This window comes from Cellvibrio japonicus Ueda107 (genome assembly GCF_000019225.1).
GTDB classification, from domain to species: Bacteria; Pseudomonadota; Gammaproteobacteria; order Pseudomonadales; family Cellvibrionaceae; genus Cellvibrio; species Cellvibrio japonicus.
In genome coordinates this window covers 471,118-491,036 of the sequence record NC_010995.1, presented here as the reverse complement: position 1 = coordinate 491,036, position 19,919 = coordinate 471,118, and the positions used below count along the sequence as shown (strand labels likewise).

The following is a 19,919-nucleotide window of genomic DNA, read 5'->3' as shown; positions in this document are numbered from 1 at the left end:
ACAAAACAACAAGATCACATCAACCACCATGACCTTTGACCTAAGCCAAGTCGCCCTGATCGGGATTTCCTACCTGCTGCTGCTCTTCGGTATCGCCTATGTAACCGAGCGCGGCTGGATTCCCGACAGCATCACCTCCCACCCGGTAACCTATATCCTGTCGCTGGGTATCTTTGCCAGCGCCTGGGCGTTTTATGGTGTGATCGACCTGGCCTTCCAGTATGGCTACGGCGCCCTGGCCTATTACCTGGGAACCGGTGCGCTCTTCCTGTTTGCTCCCGTGGCGCTTGCGCCCCTGGCTGAATTGGCGCGCCGCCACCAGGTACACTCACTGGCCGACCTGCTGGTATTTCGCTACCACAGCAACGCCGTGGGCGCATTGACCACCCTGTGTATGATGTGCGGCATCCTGCCACTGATGGCCCTGCAAATCCAGGCGATTGCCGACACCATGCATATCCTGACAGTGAGCAGCAATCCCACCCTGCCATTAGAGGGAACGGGGCTGACCTTCAAGGATTTAATGGCCCTGTGTTACTGCTCAATCCTGGCGTTTTTTACTGTTTCCTTCGGTGCCAACCGCGACCAGCACCGCGGCCTGATTACCGCGATGGCCTTTGAATCCATGCTCAAGGTGTGCGCCCTTTGCACGGTCGGTTTTGTGGCGGTCTTTGGGGTTTTCGACGGCCTTGATGGCCTCGACCAATGGTTGCTGGAGCACCCGGAAAACCTGGCCCTGCTGCACAACCCCATACACACGGACTCAGCCCATACCCTGCTGCTGGTGTTTGTGGCAACGGCGGTCACCATGCCTCACATATTCCATCTGGGACTGGCAGAAAACCCGCTGATGCGCAACTCCCACACCGTTACCTGGGCCTTCCCTCTGTTCCTGCTGTTGATGGCACTGCCCATCTTCCCCATCCTCTGGGCCGGTGCAGAACTGGCGGTGCCCTTGCCGCCCCAGTATTACACCCTGGGTGTTCCCATCCTGTTTGGCTCTCCGGGATTGACCTTACTGGCCTTTATCGGTGGCCTCTCTGCTTCAACCGGCGCCATGGTGATCATCTCCCTGGCCCTGTCTACCATGGTCATGAACCACTGGTTATTACCCAGCCTCAAGCTGCGCGCGCGCCATGACATCTACAGTCAGCTGATCTGGTTGCGGCGCATCCTGATTGCCGCCATTTTCCTGGGCGGCTACCTGCTCTATTGGCTGCTGGATAACCGCTACAGCCTGACCAACCTGGCGCTGACAGCGTTTATCGCCACCCTGCAGTTCCTGCCAGCCACTTTTGCCATTGTGTTCTGGAGCAAGGGTAACCGCCGCGGCCTGCTCGCCGGGCTGGGATTGGGTACGGCGATCTGGGCTGTCGGGCTGCTGATTCCCATGCTGACCGGCATTGAATATATTCAATTACCCATCCTCGAACATCCCCTCCGGATAGGCAGCAATTACTGGCAGGAAGTGGCCCTCTTATCACTTGGCCTGAACACCCTATGCTTTGTCGTTATCTCGCTCTTTACCAGGCAAACCGAAGACGAGGAATATAACGCGGACCTCTGTGCTGCCGACGAACTTAGCCACCCCGTGCGGCTGGCGCTGGATGTGCATTCCGCCTCTGAATTCAAAGTGCGCCTGGCCAAGCCCCTGGGCAAGGTCACCGCCAGTCGCGAAGTGGATATCGCCCTCAAGGAGCTGGGACTGACCATCAACGAGCGTCGCCCCTATGCGCTGCGCCGCCTGCGCGACCAGATTGAAGGCAACCTCTCCAGCCTGATGGGTATCCATGTCGCCAGTGAGATCATGGATAAATACATTCCCCACCAGATTGCCGAAGCGCGCGACACCGTCGATATCAACCTGATCGAAAACCGCCTTAACCAATACCGCGACCGCCTGACCGGCATGGCGGCGGAACTGAACAACCTGCGCCTCTACCACCGTAAAACCCTGGAAGAACTGCCCCTGGCAGTTTGTTCGCTGGGCCGCGATATGGAGATTCTGATGTGGAACAAGGCCATGGCGGCGCTCACCCAAACGCCGAGTGAGGACGTCACCGGTTCCTACCTGGAAGATATCCCCGAGCCCTGGTGCAGTCTGTTGATTGATTTCAGCAGCAGCAGTGAGCGCCACTTTTACCGGCGTGAAATCGACCTGGATGGCCGTCCCCACTGGATCAGCCTGCACAAGGCCAATATTTCCGGCCCGGTCAGCGCGGAAGCCTATGACCAGGTGATGCTGCTGGAAGATGTGACCGAGACCCAATTGCTGGAGCAGGAACTGGTGCATTCCGAGCGTCTCGCCTCGGTGGGCCGGCTGGCTGCCGGGGTTGCCCACGAGATAGGCAACCCCATCACCGGCATCGCCTGCCTGGCGCAAAACCTGCGCTACGAAGTCGAGGAGCCAGGGGCCGTGCTGGACACCGCCGAGCAAATCCTCAGCCAGACCGATCGTGTCAGCCGCATTGTGCAATCCCTGGTCAGTTACTCCCACGCAGGACACGCCAGTAAATCGGACTTTGAAGCGGTTTCCTTGCGCGACTGCGCGAACGAGGCTATACAGTTGCTCTCGTTACAAAAAGATAAGAATCAGGTGTTGTTCTGTAACGACATCCCCAAAAGTGCCATTGTTGATGGTGATGCGCAGCGCATCATCCAGGTTTTTATAAATCTTTTATCTAATGCACGGGATGCCAGCCCTGATCAAGGGCGTGTTATGCTTGAAAGTAACGAAGATGAGTATTCGGTAACAGTTTCTGTTACCGATGAGGGGCACGGTATCCCACCCGAACTGATTGAACGCATCCTTGAACCCTTCTTTACCACCAAGGAGCCAGGCGAAGGGACGGGGTTAGGACTGGCCATGGTCTACAGCATTATCGAAGACCACAGCGGTCACCTGGATATCATCAGCCCCGCCGATACCGTCAATAACCGCGGTGCCCAATTTGTGTTTACCCTGCCGCGGCATATGGATTTCCCACCAGAGGATTAACCTTGTCAATGGAGTCGAGGACACGCCAATGGCGAGCCTCCGACAGGGGAAGGCATTGATGCCGAGGCACAACAACAAGCCTGTTAATCATTATCAGCCAGACGACAAACTGCTATGAGTAAGATTCTGATTGTTGAAGACGAAACTATTATCCGCACCGCTTTGCGCAAGTTGCTGGAACGCAACCAGTACGAAGTCTGCGAAGCACCATCGGTCAAAGAGGCAACCACCAAGCACAACCTCAAGGATTTCGATCTCATCATCAGTGATCTTCGCTTACCCGGAGCCCCGGGAACCGACTTGATCAAACTGGCAGGCGACACCCCGGTACTGATCATGACCAGCTACGCCAGCCTGCGCTCTGCAGTCGACTCCATGCGCATGGGCGCGGTTGACTATATCGCCAAACCCTTCGACCACGATGAGATGGTCACCGCGGTCAAGCGTGTTATCGGCAAGGCCAAGGCGGCCAACAAAGCGGCCAATGCCAGCCAAACGGCCAGCCATACTATTGCCGGTATCATCGGCAGCAGCGATGTGATGCAGGATCTCTACAATCGCATCCACAAGGTAGCCCCAACCAATGCCACGGTACTTATCCACGGCGAAACCGGTACAGGTAAAGAACTGGTAGCCCGCGCACTCCATGAAGAGAGTTCACGCAGCAATCACCTGATGATCTCGGTCAACTGCGCCGCCATTCCCGACACACTGATCGAATCCGAGCTCTTCGGTTATGAAAAAGGTGCCTTTACCGGTGCCTCCACCAATCGTGAAGGGCTGGTAGCCGCCGCCGACGGTGGCACCCTTTTCCTCGATGAGATCGGCGAATTGCCCCTGGAAGCCCAGGCCCGCTTGTTACGGGTATTGCAGGAAGGCGAAGTTCGCCCCCTGGGCTCAGTAGAATCACGCAAAGTCGATGTACGCCTGGTCGCCGCAACCCACCGCGACCTGCGTAAGCTCACCAAAGAAGGCAAGTTCCGCGAAGACCTCTACTTCCGCCTCAACGTGGTACAACTGGAACTACCCCCACTGCGCGAGCGTGGCCGCGATATCATTAACATCGCTGAAAGCCTGTTACAGCGTTACTGTGCCCAGTTCGGCAAACCCCAATTGAAGCTATCCAATGCCGCTATGGACGCCATCATGGGCTATAACTGGCCAGGCAATGTCCGCGAACTGGAAAACGCCATGCAACGCGCTGTCATTCTTTGTGAAGACAGTACAGAAATCGGGGCCAACCTGCTTTCGCTCGACCAGGAAGCCAACCAATTGGAAGACGATGGCACCTCTATCCTCGAAGCACCTCGCCTCGCCAATCGCGGCAATGGCCGCAGCAGCCCCACAGAAGACCTCTCCCTCGAAGATTACTTCCAGCGTTTCGTGCTTGAGCACCAGGACACCATGAGTGAAACCGAGCTGGCGCGCAAACTGGGGGTAAGCCGTAAATGCCTATGGGAGCGCCGCCAGCGCCTGGGGATACCGCGCAGTAAGTCCAGCGCCAAATAAACCGGCGCGCCCCCCTCTCTCCCCCAAAAGCCCACAGGTCATCGCCGTGGGCTTTTTTGCCAATAACCACCAGAGACTTCTGCTGGCAAACTGGTTACTTATTGGTCATTTAGTGACACTTCATATCAGACAAATGAACCTTTTGTAGATTGGTCTGTCAATGTGTTACCTCATCCCACGCAAGTGTTACCCCACCAAAACTGTTACCGCTACTCAACTGGCGTAACAATTCCTTCCCGCTTTTGTAACCTATAGAAATAACAAAACGCGATAACGCCTTCCCCAAAAAACCTATCCATTTGATTTAAATGAAGTTTTCATAATTGGCACAACTCATGCCTTCTATGGCGCATAATAAAAACAAACAATAAGAATGAACACACAACTACTAATAACAACAACAAATAATAAAAAACTGAAAAACTCGAATAACAACAACAAACAATAACAAGAGTAGAAAAACTAAATAACAACAAGAAACAATAACAACAGAAGAAACTAATAAAAATAAATACAATAAATTAGAACGACCACGCTAGAAGACAAGAGCAATAAGACAGTAAAATAAAGCGGAACTACTGACTAGGCACAGGATGGGATAGCACGCGAAACTGGATGATTGCCATGGAGGCATACCCATTGAGATGCCAAAACGCAGCACTCCGGTGCTACCCTCCAGCGGGAAGACGAAAGTCTTCCCGTTTTGCTTTCCGGGTTAAGGAAAGCAAGGGGAAGACCCGCCCACAGATCAACGACTGCCGGTCGTGCAAAGCCGACAGGTCTGCTAAACTCGCCGCTTCCCTGCAACTGAATGCCCTTAATTACGCAAAGATGCCATGCTCAAACGCTTGTTAAATTTGATCATTCCCCGCCCTCGGGACTCCGCCAGTACCTCCAGCGCACAGAGCAACGCCCGAAAGCCTCGGGTTATCCCGCGCGACCAGCATGGTGTGTCGCGCAAAAATATCAGCCAGGCTGCGCTCAAAATCATTAAACAGCTGCACGAGGCTGGCTTTGAAGCTTATCTGGTAGGCGGCGGAGTGCGCGACCTGTTACTGGGCGGTCACCCCAAAGACTTTGATGTTGCCACCAATGCCAAACCGGAAGAAGTGCGTCGCCTGTTCCGTGGGGCGCGTATCGTCGGGCGCCGCTTCCAGATAGTCCATGTGCGCATAGGCCGGGAAATGATCGAAGTCACCACCTTCCGCGGCCACCACGATGAAGACCTGAACCATACCCGCAACGAAGATGGCATGCTGTTGCGCGATAATGTCTATGGCACCCTGGAAACAGATGCCATGCGCCGCGATTTCAGTGTTAATGCGCTCTATTACGACCTGAAAACCTTTTCCATCATCGATTACTGCGGAGGCATGGAAGACCTGAAAAAACGCACCTTGCGTATTATTGGTGAACCGGTTACACGCTATAAGGAAGACCCGGTGCGCATACTGCGTGCACTGCGCTTCGCCGCCAAGCTGGGTTTTGCACTGGAGCCATCGACAGCCAAGCCCATTCGCCCGCTCGGCAACCTGTTACTCAATGTGTCGGAAGCCCGCCTGTTTGAAGAGGTTCTCAAGCTGTTCCTGAACGGCTCGGCTACCGCTACCTTCAACCTGATGCGCGAATACGATTTGCTGCAGCAATTGTTCCCCGGTACAGACGAAGCCCTGAAGGCCAATGAGCCAGCCATGGCCGAGCTGGTCGAGCTGTGCATGGCCAATACCGACAAGCGTATCCGCAGCGATAAAACCGTGACCCCCGCCTTTATTTACGCCGCCCTGCTCTGGCCCGGGCTGCAGCGCCGCTACCTGCAATTGCAGGATAGTTATACTCCCGCACAGGCCTGGAACCAGGCGGCCCAGGATGTTATTAACCAGCAGCTGACCCGCACCTCTATCCCCAAGCGCTTCTTGATACCCATGAGAGAAATCTGGGATTTGCAACAGCGCTTGCCCAATCGCCTGGGCCTGCGCGCCCTGCGCCTGCTGGATCATCCCCGTTTCCGCGCGGCTTACGACTTCCTGCTGATGCGTGAAGAAGCCGGCGAACCGCTCGATGGCCTGGGCAGCTGGTGGACCCACTTCCAGGGGGCAAATGATGAAGAGCGGGAGGCTATGGTCAGGGCCCTGAGCCGGCCGACAGGTTCCGGCAAGCCTCGCCGCCGCCGTCCACGTAAACCCAGAAACGCAGGCGACTCATCGGCATGACGCGCGTGTATATCGGCCTCGGCAGTAATATTGAGGAACCGCTTGCGCAGATTACCCAGGCATTGGCCGAGCTGGCACAGTTACCTGATACGCAATGGCTGGCCCAATCGCGCCTCTATCGCAGCAAGGCAATCGGCCCCGTGCAGCCGGACTATATTAATGCCGTAGCACTGCTGGATACCCGGTTAACACCGCTGGCGCTGCTGGATGCATTACAAGCATTGGAGCAACACCATCGACGTGTGCGATTGGAACATTGGGGACCACGTACACTCGACCTGGATATCTTACTGTTTGGCGACCAGGTGATCGCCAGTGAACGCTTGACGGTTCCCCACCCGTTTTTAACCCAGCGCAGTTTTGTACTCTATCCGCTGGCAGACATCAGTCCCGCCCTGGTCCTGCCTGATGGCACCAGCCTGCAACAACACTTGAATGCCTGTGCCCCAGAGGGTTTGCAGGTACTTGGCGATTGAGTAAGGATTTACCGTGGATGCGATCTTTGAAGAACTAGGCCTGGATTTAACCCGCGAGCAACTGCCCCGGTTTATTGCGGTAGAGGGTTGTATTGGTGTGGGTAAAACAACCCTGGCGCGCAACCTGGCCCAGCTGTTTAACTACGACACCTTGCTGGAGCAACCGGAGCAAAACCCTTTTCTCGAACGCTTTTACCGCGACCCGAAATCAACCGCCCTGCCCACCCAATTATTCTTCCTGTTCCAGCGCGCAAACCAGATCCACAGCCTGCGCCAGAATGACCTGTTTGAACCGGTACGGGTCGCCGACTTCCTGATCGATAAGGACCAGCTCTTCGCTCGCGTCACCCTGGATGATGACGAGTTCGCCATTTACCGCCAGGTCTATGACAAGCTGGTTATTGATGCCCCGCGCCCCGATCTGGTGATCTACCTGCAGGCCCCACTCAATGTGTTGGGGGATCGCATCCGCCAGCGCGGGATTGCCGCAGAACAATACATCAGCCAGGATTATTTACAGGCCTTAAACGACGCCTATACCGAATTTTTCCACTATTACGATTCAGCTCCGCTGCTGATTGTGAATGCACAGGATTTAAACCTGGCCAGCAATCGCGGTCACTTTAAGCAGTTGGTGGAATACATTCTCACCATCAAGAGTGGCCGCCACTACTATAATCCGATACCCGCACTCTGAGCGCCCGGCACAAGCGAGACAAACTATGCCTTATGGAACCCTCTCCCAAAGCACCCCAACGGCAAACACAGCACTGACCAAATCCGTCACGATCAATACCCTGTATAAGCTCAAGGCCAGCGGCGAAAAATTTGTAGTGATTTCACTCTACGACGCCCACATGGCGGCCATGGCCCAGCGTTGCGGGGTGGAGGTCGTATTGATTGGTGATTCACTGGGTATGACCGTACTCGGCTACGACAGCACTATTCCCGTCACCATGGAACAGATGATCTATCACGTAGAGGCTGTGGCGCGGGGCAACAAGAAATCACTGATTATCGGCGACCTGCCATTTATGACCTATGGCACACCGGAAGATGCCCTGCGCAATTGCGCGCGCATCATGCAGGCCGGTGCCCAGATGGTGAAGCTCGAAGGGGGGACCTGGTTGGCAGATACAGTGCGCATGCTCGCCGAACGCGGTGTTCCCGTCTGCGCCCACTTGGGACTGACACCACAGTCCGTTAACAAATTTGGCGGTTTCCGTGTCCAGGGCCGCGATGCCGACAGCGCGGCCAAAATCCTCGCCGATGCCAAATTACTCGCCGAAGCAGGCGCCGATTTACTGGTGCTGGAATGCGTCCCCGCCGCACTGGCGGCACAGATCACCCGGGAGATTTCCATTCCCACCATCGGCATAGGTGCCGGCAAGGATACGGATGCCCAGGTTCTGGTTATCAACGATATTCTGGGCCTGACCGAGCAACCGCCCAAGTTTTCCAAAAACTTCCTTTTGGAGGCCAATGACATCGCTGGCGCCATGCAAAAATACGTAGCCGATGTCAAAGCCGGTGTATTTCCCGCCGAGGAAAACACGTTCTTTTAGACGCCACTTATACAGGGCATTGCCTTTGATAAGCTGCTAGACTCCGTTGATAACATTCAGGGACGTTGATCAGGCACCACTTTTTTCGGTCAATACCTCGGTAACAGCTGCACACAACAACAACGCAGTGATCTTATCGCCAGGCCCCAGGGGCCAGGCCATCAACCCAGGTACACAGTATGCGAACAATCCTGAAATATTCCCTGGCAGTGATAGCACTTTGCCAGCTACCCCTGTCTTTTGCCGCTGACCAATCCGCGACCGCCAATAGCACCCAGGCCGCCCTTGAAGCGCAATGGCAGGCCTATATCAACCACTCGGCGGCGTTGCGTAAAGCCGATTGGGAGGTCGTTAAAAAAGAAGCCAAGCGACGCGGCCTCAAAGAGCCATTGCTACCGGGCTATACCAAAGAATTCGGCTTTGAAACCAACCAGCCGCTGGAGTGGTTCAAAAGCGATGAAGGCAAGGCGATCATGGAGGCCATACTCTCCCTCCAAACCCCCTCTGGCGGCTGGTCCAAGCGCACCGACATGACCAAAAAACGCAAGCCGGGTATGGCATTTGGCACCGAGAAAAATTACATCCCCACCTTTGATAATGACGCGACTACCATGCAGCTCACCCTGCTGGCCAAGGCCTTTGCCGCAACCGGCAACAAGGTCTATAGCGATGCCTTTGCGCGCGGACTTGAGTTGATTTTCACCGCCCAATATCCCAATGGCGGCTGGCCACAGAACTACCCATTGGTAGGCGGTTACCACAACTACATCACCTATAACGATGAACTGATGGTCAATATCATGTTCTTGCTGCGCGATGTCGCCAAGGGTGAAGGCAACTACGCTTTCGCCAGTGCAGAACAGCGTAAGCGCGCCCAACAAAGCCTCGACCGCGCCATTGAATGCGCCCTTAATACCCAGGTGATGATTGGTAATAAATTGACGGTATGGGGCGCCCAACACGATCCGATCACCCTGATGCCAGCCAAAGCCCGCGCTTACGAAATGGCCTCCCTGACCAGTACCGAAAGTGTGTGGATGGTAGAGTTTTTCATGAGCCTGGATAACCCAAGTCCGGCGATTATCGAATCGGTTCATTCCGCCATTGCCTGGTACCAAGCCACCAAAATGACGGGCAAGACCTGGACTCGCGGAGACAAAGCCCTGACCGATGATCCCAATGCACCACCACTCTGGTCGCGCTTCTATGAACTGGGTACCGACAAGCCTATTTTTGGCGACCGCGATGACAGTATTCACTACGATATCGGCGAGGTATCCAAAGAGCGCCGCGAAGGCTATGCCTGGTTCAGCACAGCCCCCAATAAAATCCTTAAGCACTACGAAAAATGGGCTAAAAAATACCCTCGCCCATCCTGAGTCCTCCCCCAAAAACAAAGGCGCCCCTAAAAGGCGCCTTTGTTTTTGCCAACTCTAATCATTTATTGGCCATCGCTCGACCAGACCTTCATGGTCTGCACCCCCAGGAGCTGGCAAGTCTCACCCACGCGCACATAAGTCCGCATAAACTGATAGCGTGACGTGCGATAGGTTTTTCCATCCGGATTCCACTTTTCCACACTACTTAAACCCTGCAAGACCACCGTATCCCCCAGGCGATGCGAACGAATATCGTGCGAACGACGCGCCTTGGGAATTTCCCCCGGCTTTTGCAGGCGGGCCAATAAGCCGGTTTTGTCCTCGGTGAGGCTGGCCAGGTTATGCACCCAGGAATATTCGGGGGCCAGGAGGCTATCGAGTAATTTGACATCGCCGATACGCAGGGCTTCCTCGTAAGTGGCATCCAGCTTGAGTACAGCATCCGGGGCCAGGCAATCTGCGTGTAGTTGACTGGAACAACTCCAGGATATGGCCGCCAGCAGCATCGTTATCGCCCGGTGTTTTCTCATATTTCATCTCTCCCCTTTACGTTATACAGATGATTGGATCATGCCCAGGCGCTAACAATAGCCCATAAAAAATGGCCGGGAGCCATTTTCAACGCTGTATCAGCGACAGCCCGCCTGGAATAGCAGGCCATAAAAAAAGCCGACACCATAACGATGTCGGCCAAGACCATACTAGATTACCAATAAAGGGGAGTTCCAACTGGGCCGGAAAAACCCAACGACCGCCGTTCATCAACCTACGTCAATGAGCCTCTCTCACAGTCATCTCGGCTTTCACACACTGACTGGCTTTGGCCCACAGGAAGCAACGGCTGCCGACACCTTGAGTATTGTTCAATTTTCAGTCATCGCCAGTATTTTTATGACAATATTTAAATTATTTGGCGATAACTGATCAGGGTTGATTTGGAAAGGTTATAAAACGGGAGAGTGGCGCCCCAACAGCACACGGGTTTCATCGATAAGCCCTTCCAGGCTAAGTGCTGTAGTAGAACGCAGCGCAAAGTCATCCACTAACTTGCGCAACCGACTCAATTTGGGACGCGCAGCGCGAAACTCTTCAGTGACCGGCTCATACTCCAAATCATGGTCTTGCACACTCAGCTTACCCAGCTCGGATAACTCAGCATGCAATGCACTAATCAAGTCATAGAAGAAATCCTTGCGATCCAGGCTATTGGCCTCCCAATAGGCTTGATCCAAACCACGCAATAAACCTTCAAGAATCCTGATCGCTTTGGCGATACTGTTATTGGACATAAAACACCCTGTGATATTTGTCTCTGGAATGTAAATAGGCTAGTGGTCTGAGTATAGAAGACTTTAACGCCTTTGCCGGTCGGGAATGCTAGACTGCGGCCCCCGCTCATCGATGGTTCCCCAATCCAATCATGGAACAACTCTGGTTGTTTGTTACCCTCACCTTTTTTGTTTCAGCCAGCCCTGGTCCGGTCATGCTGTCGTGCATGATCGACGCGGCACGTTTTGGCCTGGGGCATTCATGGTTTACGATGCTGGGGGCCAGCGCCGGTAACCTGGTCCTGATCCTGCTCTCAGCGCTGGGACTCAGCCTTGTTATTCACCAGGCTGAGTGGATTTTCCACACGATCAAATGGCTGGGCGCGGCCTACCTGGCTTACCTCGGGCTAAAACTCTATAGCGCCGCTGTACTACCGATTTCCCTCGCCCGACAGCAAGTGCGACGCAATCACTTATTTGGCAGGGCCTTTATGGTTGCGATTACCAACCCCAAAGGCCTGATTTATTTTGGCGCACTCCTCCCCCAATTTATCCAACCCCAACAACCCATCGCTGCGCAATTTGCACTCTTGGCCATGATTTTTTTGGCCATAGACCTGGTGTGGATGCTGGTGTATGCCAAGGGCGGCAAAATGCTTATGCATTGGTTACAAGCGCCGTCACATCAACGCTGGTTTAACCGTCTCTGTGGTGCTGCCTTACTATGTGCCGGTATAGCGCTGGCTTTCTCCCAACGATAAAAACACCTGTTACAGATCACCGCACCGGGCATAAGCATATAACCGGATCTCTTCACCAATCCCGTTGATTTTGGCTATATACAAAGAAAAAACGATTCTTTTCCAAAGGCGATATGAACAATTAAGCTGCATTCAAATTTCATGAGGAGAATCATCATGAGTGCACAGCTGATACCCGATTCCATTACCAAAAGCCTGTCACAGGCTTTAGCAAACTATGCCGTCATCATTGTTCCTGGCTTACGTAACAGCGACGAAAACCACTGGCAAAGCTTATGGCAAACACAATTGCCTAACAGCCGGAGAATTCATTTATCGAACTGGGACACACCGGATCTGGATGCCTGGAAAGCGGCGATTCGCACACAGCTGAAATACGTGGATAAACCTGCTGTATTGATTGCCCACAGCTTCGGCACCCTCGCCAGTGCCAGCATTGCAGAGGAATTTCCGGAAAAAATCGCCGCGTTATTTCTGGTTGCCCCGGCAGACCCGGATAAATTCGGAATCGCCAAGCGCTTGCCACAACATCCCTTACAAGTAGGAGCCAAAATTATCGCCAGCAGCAACGACCCCTGGCTGCGCGATAGCAAGGCCGCCTTCTGGTCCTTGCAGTGGGGCGCAGATTTCCTGCGCCTGCAAAATGTAGGTCATATCAATAGTGAGTCAAACCTGGGCTTCTGGGCCGAAGGTATTCAATTACTCACTCAGTTTTTACGCAAAGCCCGCAACGAAAAGCTCTGGCTAAGAAATGGCATCGCTGATAACAAACATGCGCTGGCCTGATAAACCCTCACAATCATCGAGCGCTGCCGGGCCGATACGCACCAAAATATGGCATAAAGACTATCAAGCGTTGAAGGTGTACTTCAAATAATATAAGCCCTGACACATTCCCGCTCACCATGGCGCAGGTTTTGCTAATTCTATTTAGTCGTGTTTCACCATTTTTGCCAGAAACAGAATAGTAACGAAAGAACCTTATTATTCTTTTTTGGAAACCACCTATTTACCCGATATTACCTATGACCTACGGTGATCCTTGTTTATCCACTTGTCAGCCTGCAATCTCGGTGATTGTCCCTGTCTATAATGTCGACACTTATGTTGCAAACTGTATTAGATCTTTGTTGATGCAGGAAAACGCCCCCACTTACGAAATTATTTTGGTTAATGATGGATCAACGGATAACAGCAAGGCCATATGCGAAGTATTACAACAAACAACTCCCGCAATAATCCGCTTGTTTAACCATGAATTTAACCAGGGATTATCCATCGCTCGAAATACTGGGCTGGCTCAAGTACGTGGAGAATACTTTACCTTTGTGGATGCAGATGACCTGATTCCACCTTCGGCACTTGGGGATTTATATGCTGCGGCATGTGAGTACAATGCCGATATTGTGAAAGGTAACAACTGGATATTCAGCAAAGAGCAGCGCTACCCTGCAAACTACAACACTAAACGTACGCGCATCTTCCACAGCGATAAGATACTCATCGCTTTTTACGAACACCAACTCATGCGCGGCCACACCTGGGGCAAGCTATTTCGCACATCGGTTTTTGTCGATATTCCAAACCAGCCCGGTGTCGCCATGGCCCAGGACACACTCTATTGTGCAGAAATGTTCGCGAAAGCAAACACCCTGGTTGTTATCCCCAGGCCGGTATATGAATATCGATTAAGGGCCGGTAGCGCTACAGGCAGGAAATACGAAACCAAGGCCTATTTATGGTGGCTCTATAGCATCGAACAGGCCGGGCGTTTTGCGCGGACGCCAAAACAGAAGCGACGCCATAAGCAGTTACAAATGCGCACACTCATACAAATCAGCAAGGAGGCTCGCCAACTAAATAACCTGGCATTAGGGCCAGTGGTGAATGAGGTTCACCAGCACCAGGCGCGCTGGAACCTGTTAAACCTGTGGCAAGTTGCCAGGCATGGCCTGGGTGTACGCTGGATACTTCACTTTATACAATTTGCCTTTATCCTCGCGCGCCTGGAGCGGCGCCTGGAGAAACCCGTGCGTTTTTCAAATGCCAGCTAACACCATAAAAAACGCGGCCCATGACCGCGTTTTTTATGGTTAATTATTATGGCGCACTTGCTCTGATCAGATGATCGAATGCTCCCAAGGCGGCGGTCGAGCCAGCGCCCATCGCAATAATAATTTGCTTGTAAGGAACAGTGGTGCAATCACCCGCGGCGAATACACCCGGTACAGAGGTTTCACCACGTGTATTGATTTCAATTTCACCGCGCTGGGACAATGCTACTGTACCCTTCAGCCAATCGGTATTCGGCAGTAACCCAATCTGGACGAAAATACCTTCCAACTCCACCTGGGTAAGGTCATCTGTGTTGCGGTTTTTGTACGTCAAGCCTGTCACTTTCTGGCCATCGCCAAGCACTTCGCTTGTCAGGGCCTCCGTAATAACAGTGACATTCGGCAAGCTTAACAATTTACGCTGCAACACCGCATCGGCACGCAATGTGGAATCGAATTCCAACAGTGTTACATGGGCGACAATACCTGCCAGGTCAATTGCCGCTTCCACCCCGGAATTACCGCCGCCAATCACCGCAACGCGTTTTCCTTTAAACAGAGGGCCGTCGCAGTGGGGACAATAGGCAACACCTTTGCCACGATATTCCTTTTCGCCCGGCACATTCATTTCACGCCAGCGCGCACCGGTGGTAAGGATCACACTCTTGCTTTTAAGGCTGGCACCGCTGGCCAGCTTAACCTCGATCAGGTCACCGGGGATAAGTTCAGCCGCTTTCTGCAGGTTCATCACATCTACGTCGTATTCCTTAACATGTTGCTCCAGTGCCATGGCAAGTTTGGGGCCTTCGGTTTCTGTTACTGAAATAAAGTTTTCAATCGCCAGGGTATCCAATACCTGACCACCAAAACGCTCGGCCACAACGCCCGTGCGAATGCCTTTACGCGCCGCGTAAATAGCCGCTGCTGACCCAGCGGGACCACCACCCACAACCAATACATCGAAAGGTACTTTGCCATTAAGCAATTTGGCTTCACGCTCAGCTGCACCCGTATCAATTTTGGCAAGAATTTCCTCCAGCGTCATGCGCCCCTGGCCAAAGTGCTGGCCATTCAGGTAGACACTGGGCACCGCCATGATCTGGCGCTTTTCCACTTCGCCTTGGAACAGCGCGCCATCAATCATAGTGGCAGAAATATTCGGGTTTTGTGCCGCCATGGTATTAACAGCCTGGACAACATCCGGGCAGTTATGGCAAGAGAGCGACACAAAAATATCAAAATGGAACTGTCCATCAATGGCTTTGATTTGCTCCAGTGTTGCAGCATCAATCCGCGCTGGGTGACCGCCTGTGTGCAACAGCGCGAGTACCAGTGAGGTAAATTCATGCCCCAGGGGAATACCGGCAAACTCAATACGCGGTGTTTCTCCCGGACGGGCCACACCGAAAGAAGGACGATACACAGAGTTGCCATCCAGGCGCGCACTGACGTTGTCTGACAGAGCGGTGATCTCGTCAAGCAGGCTTTTGAGTTCCCGGCTTTTGGCAGTGTCATCGAGACTGGCAACCAATTCAATCGGGCGCTGCAGCTTTTCGAGGTAAGCCTTGAGCTGGCCTTTAATAGCAGCATCTAACATGGTGTTCTCCGTGATAATCAGTAATGCAGGCTCACCTTGTGAGTGAGCCTGCTGGGCGTTTCCTGCTTATTGGAAACGCAACCTGCAAAAGTAAAACTTAAATCTTGCCAACCAGGTCCAGTGAGGGAGCCAGGGTTGCATCACCCTCTTTCCATTTAGCCGGACATACTTCGCCGGGATGTGCTGCAACATATTGCGCTGCCTTTACCTTGCGCAGCAGTTCGGAGGCATCGCGGCCAATACCGCCGGCGTTGATTTCGATAATCTGGATTTTGCCTTGTGGATCAATCACGAAAGTACCACGATCAGCCAAGCCAGCTTCTTCAATCATCACACCAAAATTGCGCGTAATAGCGCCGGTTGGATCACCGATCATCGGGTACTGGATTTTGCCGATGGTTTCCGAGCTGTCATGCCAGGCTTTGTGAGTGAAGTGAGTGTCGGTAGAGACTGCATAAATTTCCACGCCCAGTTTTTGGAAGTCGGCATAGTTGTCTGCCAGGTCGCCCAGTTCGGTGGGACATACAAACGTGAAGTCAGCGGGGTAGAAGAAAACCACTGACCACTTGCCTTTCAAATCCGCTTCGGTCAGGTGAATAAATTTACCCTGATGATAAGCCTGGGCACTGAAAGGTTTAATTTCCGAATTGATACTTGCCATGAATGTAACTCCTGAAGGTCTGTGGTTAATGTCGCCAGAGAAAGTTTCGACGGGGCACAGATTAGGGAGTTGGAGGAATCAGGGCTAATTGAATGACACCATGGTTCTCATAATCAAAATTTATAAAACATAAGCGATGAGTATTTTTTAGGCGGGTTGATAAGGATAGGCTATGGAGTTGATATACCTTTCTCTATTGATCGGCTCCTGCGTACTTAAAATAAGAAACGGCCACAAGGGCCGTTTCTATCCTGTGTAATCACTCAGGGACAGGTGTTGCGAATATCATTCAGGATACTGCGATTCATTCCGGAGCGGGTTGTTAACTCTGCAGGGCAGGGAACTTCTTTGTATTTGAGTGAAGGATTGTCCGCCGCTTCAAACCACTCGGCAAACCAGGTACACCCCTGTTGCAATTGGGTCAGGCCGCGCGAACCAAACACACTGTCACAGCGATTGAGCACACAGCTTTTGTATTGCGACAGGCTGGCGTTGTAACCCAACTGCTGCTTACAGGCAGCCAGAAATCCACCGTATTGCGCGCCCAACTCCGCATTGGAAACACCCCATTGCGCCGAGCAGGCATTGAAGGCTCCAACACCACCGCCGGGAACCAGAATGTCAAACTGGCCACCGGAAACATCGTAGCCAATATTGGTGGCCTGCACGATCATGGTTTTTCCCGCCAGTGCCGCTGAACCAGGATCGCCCGGCGCATTGTAGGAACTGCCGGTAAATTGCAATTGATAACAGCGACCGCACACATCCCCACTGGAGGTCGCCGCGTAACCGTAAGCCAGTGTTGGACTGACCGCAAAGGGAATCTTGTCCCAACACATATAACCGCCACCGCCATCGCAACTGCTGCCGACACTCACATCACTCAAACGGGTATTGTTGGCCGAACAACTTTGCAGGGGCGATACCAGCGAGGGCACATTGGCACTCCAGCCACAGTGCGGCTTGCAGCAATCCCAATAGCGTGTGGCATAGCCATTACAGCCACCGTCAATAGGAGGGACGCTGCTCACTGACGATGCACTGCTGGAGGTTGCACTACTGAGGGAGGAACTGCTGGCAACCGAGGAGCGCGATGAGCTGCTTGAGGATAGCGGCGTACTGGATGAGGTCGATACTATGCCGTAAGGCGCTGGTTGCGCACTACAGGTGGTTCGCGCCACACAACTGCGACCATCCTCATAGCCCCAACCATTGCTGGTGTTGTTGCATAAAGGGGTCAGTGTGCCATACCAGTTACACGCCTGGGCCCCGGTTAACACAGAGCTGGAACTGCTCGACGAAGTGCCAGGTACAGAACTCGACACTGACGATGAGCTGGAGCGGGGAGTACTGGAAACAACACTGCTGGATGAAGATGAAGACGCAACACTGGACGGTGCACTGGAACCTTGTCCACCGCAAATCGCCCCGGTCACTGCCGGCACTTGTGCGCGACTGCTGCCATTGTTGCCCTGCACTCCAAATTCCACACTCGACCCGATCGGAATAGAGGTATTCCAACCCACCGGTGTCGCACTATAGGGATTGGCACCACTCAGTCCCGCATTCCAGCTACTGGTAACGCGGGAGCCATCGGTGTAATTCCAACTGACACTCCAACCGTTAATCGTACTGCTGCCATTGTTGGTGATTCGAATACTGGCGGTAAAACCACTGCCCCATTCATTCGTCACCCGATATTCACACACTGCTGCCTGTATGCTCCCCGCCGATAATGCGGCTCCGAGCAAACCACACCCCAGCATCAGAGGTCTTACCCAACCTGATAGCAAGTTCATCGTGTTATTCCTCTTTTGTTAATACCAGCCGATGTAAAAAACACCCCCACAATAATATGCAGGTGTTTTCAGACGATGCGCGTGCAGCAGCCTATGGAAAAAATGCCATCCATAAACAAGCTATGCACTACGGGTTGATGGGTATTTCGTGAGAGCGAGCCAATACTTTATTGTTGTGGGTGATAGCCTAGCGCAAAAAAGTCCTGATTGGAAAAGGCTCACTCTTTCTGTGACGTATCCGGCTCCGCACCCAGCGTTTAATGGCCACTCAAAGCGAATGCCTTCGTTAAGCGTCGAGAAGTGTAAAAGCAGTTGCAGTGGTTATAATGGACGCTTAGGCTCACCTATCCCCGTGTTTGCATATCCTCTAAGATCCCCAACAAAAACAAAGACCTACTAACCAATACACTGACCGCTTACCAATTACGGAAATTTTCAATGTTGTCATCAATGCAAGGCTTATCACGCAAACAGCGCTGGCTGTTGGGATTGGGATTCGTTGTTGTTATTTTACTGGTGTGGTTTTTCTGGTTGCGCCAGCCAGAAGCCAAACGCCCTCCACCACCCAACCCCTGGATGGGCCCCACCCCGGTACATACCGTATCCGTCATCAAAGAAGACCTGACCCTGCGCCTGAAAGCCCTGGGCACAGTGACCCCGCTTAATACTGTCACCTTGCGCAGCCGGGTAAGCGGCCCACTGGTGGAAGTACTGTTCCGCGAGGGTCAACCGGTTAAAGCCGGGGATTTGCTCGCCGTTATCGATCCACAACCCTACAAAGTCGGCTTGGCCCAGGCCGAAGGCACCGTGCAACAAACGGCTGCACAATTAAAAAGTGCCGAGGAAGACCTGCGCTTGTATGAGCGCTTACTCAAACAAAACTCCATTGCCAAACAGCAATACGATAAGCAGGTAGCGCTGGTTGACCAACTGCGTGGCACCCTCAAAACCCACGAGGCCCAGCGCGAAGATGCCCGCCTGCAATTGGGTTATACCCGCATTACGGCCCCCATCACCGGGCGCACCGGTTTACGCCAGGTGGATATTGGCAACCTGGTCAATGCAGGCGACAGCAACGGTTTGGTCACTATCACCCAAACCCATCCTATTACCGTGGTATTTACCATCCCCGAAAACCAGTTGATGGCGGTGCGCCAGGCCCATCACCAGGCGCTGGCCAGCCAGCAGCCACTTGTCGTCGAAGCCTGGGATCGCAGTGAACAACAGCTATTGGCAAGCGGCCAGCTCACCACCCTGGATAACCAAATCGATACCGCTACCGGTACCCTGCGCCTGCGCGCCGAGTTCGATAACAGCGATGACAGCCTGTTCCCCAACCAATTTGTTAACGCCCGCTTGCAAGTACAAACCGTCAAAGACGCCCTCACCATCCCGGCTGATGCCGTGCAATATGGTTCCAAAGGTGCCTATGTGTATGTCATTGATGCCGAAGGAAAAGCAAGAATGCGCCGCATCACCCTGGGCGTGCAGGAAGACCAGCGCATTGCGGTAACCGAAGGTTTGAGCGAAGGCGAGCAGGTGGTACTGGAAGGTATAGACCGTCTGTGGGAAGGCAAAGATGCCAAGGTGATTGAGCAGGAAGAACCCGCAGCAGAATCGGGCAAGCCCCAATAAGGTAGTG

The 19,919-nt window shown here is 53.2% G+C and carries 16 protein-coding genes; 11 read left to right on the top strand and 5 right to left on the bottom strand.

Annotation, left to right across the window (positions count from 1 at the left end; genetic code table 11):
• The first annotated feature begins 28 nt into the window (after positions 1-28).
• From CJA_RS01920 to pelA, 7 genes are all read left to right on the top strand, one after another.
• Complete coding sequence (locus CJA_RS01920) at positions 29-2,998, top strand: ATP-binding protein (protein ID WP_012486072.1); 2,970 nt, start codon at positions 29-31, stop codon at positions 2,996-2,998.
• A 114-nt stretch (positions 2,999-3,112) separates the two neighbouring features.
• Positions 3,113-4,507: a sigma-54-dependent transcriptional regulator gene (locus tag CJA_RS01915; RefSeq protein ID WP_012486071.1), complete on the top strand. Its 1,395-nt coding sequence runs from the start codon at positions 3,113-3,115 to the stop codon at positions 4,505-4,507.
• 836 nt (positions 4,508-5,343) lie between these two features.
• Entirely contained in the window at positions 5,344-6,717 is a 1,374-nt protein-coding gene (gene pcnB / locus CJA_RS01910; protein WP_012486070.1) for a polynucleotide adenylyltransferase PcnB, read from the top strand.
• Entirely contained in the window at positions 6,714-7,193 is a 480-nt protein-coding gene (gene folK, locus CJA_RS01905) for a 2-amino-4-hydroxy-6-hydroxymethyldihydropteridine diphosphokinase (RefSeq protein ID WP_012486069.1), read from the top strand. Before pcnB ends, folK begins: the two co-directional genes overlap by 4 nt.
• 13 nt (positions 7,194-7,206) lie before the next feature.
• The gene (locus tag CJA_RS01900; protein WP_012486068.1) at positions 7,207-7,890 is read left to right on the top strand and encodes a deoxynucleoside kinase; all 684 of its coding nucleotides are present in this window, start codon (positions 7,207-7,209) and stop codon (positions 7,888-7,890) included.
• A gap of 25 nt (positions 7,891-7,915) precedes the next feature.
• A complete protein-coding gene (gene panB, locus CJA_RS01895) occupies positions 7,916-8,758 on the top strand; it encodes a 3-methyl-2-oxobutanoate hydroxymethyltransferase (RefSeq protein WP_012486067.1) in 843 nt (280 codons plus the stop codon).
• 179 nt (positions 8,759-8,937) lie between these two features.
• A complete protein-coding gene (gene pelA, locus CJA_RS01890; RefSeq protein WP_012486066.1) occupies positions 8,938-10,137 on the top strand; it encodes a pectate lyase in 1,200 nt (399 codons plus the stop codon).
• A 62-nt stretch (positions 10,138-10,199) separates the two neighbouring features.
• Here the strand turns inward: pelA and CJA_RS01885 are convergent, their stop codons facing one another.
• Together CJA_RS01885 and CJA_RS01880 are read right to left on the bottom strand one after the other, a co-directional pair.
• Positions 10,200-10,667, bottom strand: coding sequence for a nuclear transport factor 2 family protein (locus tag CJA_RS01885; RefSeq protein WP_012486065.1), 468 nt, complete (start codon positions 10,665-10,667; stop codon positions 10,200-10,202).
• A 414-nt stretch (positions 10,668-11,081) separates the two neighbouring features.
• On the bottom strand, positions 11,082-11,426 hold the full coding sequence (locus CJA_RS01880; RefSeq protein ID WP_012486062.1) for a hypothetical protein: 345 nt from the start codon (positions 11,424-11,426) through the stop codon (positions 11,082-11,084).
• Between the two features lie 131 nt (positions 11,427-11,557).
• Between CJA_RS01880 and CJA_RS01875 the strand changes: the two genes are divergently transcribed.
• The 3 genes from CJA_RS01875 to CJA_RS18515 all read left to right on the top strand — a co-directional run bounded on the left by CJA_RS01875 (position 11,558) and on the right by CJA_RS18515 (position 14,220).
• Positions 11,558-12,166 carry a LysE family translocator gene (locus CJA_RS01875; RefSeq protein ID WP_012486061.1) on the top strand — a complete coding sequence of 203 codons (609 nt, stop codon included), beginning with the start codon at positions 11,558-11,560 and terminating at the stop codon, positions 12,164-12,166.
• 156 nt (positions 12,167-12,322) lie between these two features.
• Positions 12,323-12,952, top strand: a complete 630-nt coding sequence (locus CJA_RS01870) for an RBBP9/YdeN family alpha/beta hydrolase (protein WP_012486060.1) — start codon at positions 12,323-12,325, stop codon at positions 12,950-12,952.
• Between the two features lie 239 nt (positions 12,953-13,191).
• Positions 13,192-14,220: a glycosyltransferase family 2 protein gene (locus tag CJA_RS18515; protein WP_012486059.1), complete on the top strand. Its 1,029-nt coding sequence runs from the start codon at positions 13,192-13,194 to the stop codon at positions 14,218-14,220.
• Positions 14,221-14,266: 46 nt separating this feature from the next.
• Here CJA_RS18515 and ahpF read toward each other — a convergent pair whose 3' ends face one another.
• The 3 genes from ahpF to celB all read right to left on the bottom strand — a co-directional run bounded on the left by ahpF (position 14,267) and on the right by celB (position 18,277).
• Complete coding sequence (ahpF, locus tag CJA_RS01860; protein WP_012486058.1) at positions 14,267-15,817, bottom strand: alkyl hydroperoxide reductase subunit F; 1,551 nt, start codon at positions 15,815-15,817, stop codon at positions 14,267-14,269.
• A gap of 97 nt (positions 15,818-15,914) precedes the next feature.
• On the bottom strand, positions 15,915-16,478 hold the full coding sequence (gene ahpC, locus CJA_RS01855) for an alkyl hydroperoxide reductase subunit C (RefSeq protein WP_012486057.1): 564 nt from the start codon (positions 16,476-16,478) through the stop codon (positions 15,915-15,917).
• Positions 16,479-16,741: 263 nt separating this feature from the next.
• A complete protein-coding gene (gene celB, locus CJA_RS18925; RefSeq protein WP_012486056.1) occupies positions 16,742-18,277 on the bottom strand; it encodes a cellulase CelB in 1,536 nt (511 codons plus the stop codon).
• A 438-nt stretch (positions 18,278-18,715) separates the two neighbouring features.
• On the opposite strand from celB, the gene CJA_RS01840 reads away from it, so the two are divergent.
• Positions 18,716-19,912: an MdtA/MuxA family multidrug efflux RND transporter periplasmic adaptor subunit gene (locus CJA_RS01840; protein ID WP_012486055.1), complete on the top strand. Its 1,197-nt coding sequence runs from the start codon at positions 18,716-18,718 to the stop codon at positions 19,910-19,912.
• The last annotated feature ends 7 nt before the right edge of the window (positions 19,913-19,919 follow it).